Raw genomic sequence first — 3,324 nt, 5'->3', positions numbered from 1 at the left:
AGCCGCGCGATTCTTCTGCGCCTCCGCGACCAAGGTTCGCGACGCGGCAGAGAAGGCGTTCTTCGATCTCGCTGAGTACCTGCCGCATGAGTCGCGGGGGAAGAACGCCATCCCGGGCATCCACCAGTCGGATCGGCATTACCTCGTGGACAAGACGCAGGAGGGCATGCCTGGCAAATATCAGTACGGCCGTGGGCGGATCGTCGCGAACTTCGATTTCGGGCGGGAACTGGACGCGCACATGGCGATGCGCCGCAACGCCGCGGAGGGTGGCGGGGGTGCGAAGCTCAGCAAGCTCTTCCAGGCCGTGGGCAAGGGCTCGCTGACGTTGAAGCAGGTTCGCGATCAGGAGCCCGCGATCTACTTCGCGAAGGGAAACCTGGCGCATTTCCAGAAGTTGCGGGGCGACTTCCTCGCGTATCAGGACGCGCCTGAGTCGGTCATGAACTTCTACGTGTTCGGCGAAGGCGGCACGGGCAAGGATCTGCTTGCGAAGGCGCTCGCTCGCGCTCTGGCCCCGGACGCGGATAAGCCGTACTTCAAGGTGGGCGGCGAGAACGTCTCTTGGGAGGGGTACGACGGCGAGCCGGTCGTGATCTGGGAGGACATGCGGGTTGGCGACATGATCCGCACGGCAAAGAGCCGCGGAATGCTCTTCCGCATCCTCGGCCCGTGGCGTGAGCCGGACGAGAAGCCGATCGTGAACATCAAGGGGTCGAAGACCCAGCTGCTCAACCGGGTGAACATCGTGACGGGTCCGGAGGGCTACGAGGAGTTCCTCCGGGGCCTGGCTGGCGAGTACGAGTCGATGCAGGGAGGCGTGCGGGTCAAGCACCAGGCGGAGAACCTCGGGCAGGGGTTCCGTCGCTTCCCGGTGATCATTCCGGTCGCCGAGCGGGAGTTCTCGATCTTTGTGAATTCCGGCGTGCTCAACGGCACCCGCGAGTACCGGAGCTACGAACGGTACGAGCACATGCGCCAGGACCTCGAACTGCTGGCGCGCAGGTGCAAGGCGATCAGGGACACCGCGGAGCGGGAGCGCGTGCGCTGTGAGATCGAGGCGCGCACGGTCGCGCCGATCGTCAAGCAGCACGATCGGATCGCCCGCCCCGAGCTGGACGCGATCGACGGGCACGATCTGTTCGCGGAGTTCGCCGGGGTCGGCCAGCCGATCCAGCCGAGCGCTGAGGAAATCGCCGTGGCGGAGGAGGCGGCGAAGCGTGACCGCGAGATCGTCGAGGAACAGCAGCGCAAGCGTCTCGCCGAGCTGGAGGAGCACAACCGTGAGTTGAAGCTGTGCACCTGTTCGACGCCGCAGTCGGGCACCTATGCGCGTCATGGCGACGACTGTCCCGCGCTCTCCGAGGAGGAGCGCAAGCGTCGTGCCGACGCCAAGCGGAAGGCCCTCGAAGCGAAGGTCGAGCGCCTCCGCGCGAACGGTGGGCTGCTGGTCGCGGGAGGTGTGCGATGAGCACCAAACGCGATGCGCTCTTCCAGGGGGTCGAGGGGGCCGGAGGCCCCTCGCAAGCAGCCGGGGAGGACATGAGCGTCAGCGAAATGTCCGACGCGGCTACTGCTTGCCACTCTGGCGTACAGGTGGAGCAGCAGGCCGACTCCCAGGTGAACATCGGTCGGTTTGCTGTGGAAGCTGTGCGGCAGAGTCACGGTGGCGCGAAGCGTCGTCGTGGGGGCCGCGCGAAGCTCGATACCGACTTCGGCGAGGAGACGCTCGCGGCGTTGCGCACTCGTGCGAAGCGGCTCGGGCTGGCTCCGAGCGCGTGGGTGCGGGCCGTGGTGCGCGACGCGCTCCACGCCTCTCGGAGCGAGGAGCTGGACGCTGCCGTGGCCGCGCACCTGCTCTGGGGCGAGGCGCGCGTGCAGGCGTCGGCGGACGCTCGCGAGCTTGCCGCGCAGGTGCGCCCGCTGGCGATCAACGTGAACGATCTGGACCGCCGCGCGCGGGCCGGTGAGTCGGTGGCGCTGTCGGCGGAGGTGCCCGAGCTGATCGAGCTGCTGCGCGAGGTTCGCGCCCTGCTCGGGGATCGGACGGCCTCATGAGCACGACGCACTACAGCCCGAGCGCCAGTGCCGCCGACACGGAGCGCTATATCCGTGGCAAGGAGGACGCGCGGGGCGTAGCGATCACGTGCGATGTGCCGGGAGGCCTCGGCGCGTTCTCGGCGCGCGCTCGGGCGCTGACGCAGAACACGACGCGCGAGGTCGAGGCGCTGCATTACCGCCAGTCGTTCAGCGACGAAGAGTTCGATCCGAAGAATCCGGAGGACGTGCAGAGGGTGAACGATCTGGGCTACCAGCTCGCGAAGAAGATGCACCCGGATTCGGACTGCCTCGTCGTCAGTCATGTGGATGGGCGGGGAAAGAAGCCGCACAACCATATTTTGGTTCTCAATCACAACAACCGCACGGGAAAGGCGCTCTCGGACTATCGCACGTTCCACGACCGCAAGGCCGGGAACCAGAAGGGCGTGCAGTCGGCAAACGACGAGCTGATGCGCGATCACGGGCTCTCGGTCGTGAAGCGGCTGGAGCACGCGCCGAAGGACTGGGAGCTGCGCCGAGAGGACTTCGCCGAGGGATCGCTCGACCGCGAGATGGGTGACCGGATGAGCGCGGCGCTGGCCGACCCCCGCGCGGTGGACAAGGCCGGTCTCGAAGCGGTGATCGAGGAGCAGAACCAGCAGCTCGGCGATGACGGGGAGCGGGTGCCGCGGATGCGGCTGCACAGCCCCGTCAGCAAGAAGGGCAGGCGCGCCGGGCAGGAGACCTGGACGCTCTACATCGAGGACCGCCGCGGCGAGTCCGGGCGCGCCGAGCGCCGCAAGCGCGCGAGTGCACTCTCGGCGGACTTCACCCCGGAGGGCGCGCAGGCGTTCTTCGACTACCACCAGCAGCAGAAGGAGCAGGACTATGAGCGCAGCACTCGACAGGCTGAAGCAGCAGAACGGGCCCGTACAGTCGCAGCAGCAGCTCGGCAGTCCGGAGATGATGGAGTTGTTGACCTCGATCCTCGCCGCCGTCGAGGCGCAGAATGCGAGGATCGCCACGCTGACCGAGCAGCAGAAGAAGCTCGCGGGGTTCGTGAAGGTCATGGACGAGGAGACGACGAGGCGGCTGGAGCGGATCACGGCCCCGGCGTCGACCTCCTCGCCCTCCAGCGACGTGTCCGCGAGGATCGCGAGCATCGAGAGCAGGCAGAACGAGATCGCGAGCACGCTCGGCGAGTTCGCGCAGAGTCTCAACGGCGAGAGCTTGAACGCCGCGTCGCGGAGCTTGGTCGCGGAGGCGCAGAAGAATCGCGCGGCT

1 protein-coding gene and 3 pseudogenes are annotated in these 3,324 nt (G+C 67.3%); all 4 read left to right on the top strand.

The genetic code is table 11. The features are described from left to right. Nucleotides 1-1,471: pseudogene (locus HMPREF3162_RS06850) on the top strand (RNA helicase); the annotation flags it as partial. Then, on the top strand, nt 1,468-2,058 hold the full coding sequence (locus HMPREF3162_RS06845; protein ID WP_070514611.1) for a hypothetical protein: 591 nt from the start codon (nt 1,468-1,470) through the stop codon (nt 2,056-2,058). The pseudogene HMPREF3162_RS06850 and the gene HMPREF3162_RS06845, both read left to right, overlap by 4 nt. Continuing rightward, nucleotides 2,055-2,468: pseudogene (locus HMPREF3162_RS12135) on the top strand (relaxase/mobilization nuclease domain-containing protein); the annotation flags it as partial. The gene HMPREF3162_RS06845 and the pseudogene HMPREF3162_RS12135, both read left to right, overlap by 4 nt. Before the next feature lie 460 nt (nt 2,469-2,928). Further along, nucleotides 2,929-3,324 (top strand): annotated as a pseudogene (locus HMPREF3162_RS12130) (hypothetical protein); the annotation flags it as partial.

It is taken from the genome of Brevibacterium sp. HMSC07C04, from assembly GCF_001815905.1.
Classification (GTDB): Bacteria; Actinomycetota; Actinomycetes; order Actinomycetales; family Brevibacteriaceae; genus Brevibacterium.
The sequence above is the reverse complement of the archived record's forward strand: the minus strand, read 5'-3'. Positions and strand labels throughout refer to the sequence as shown.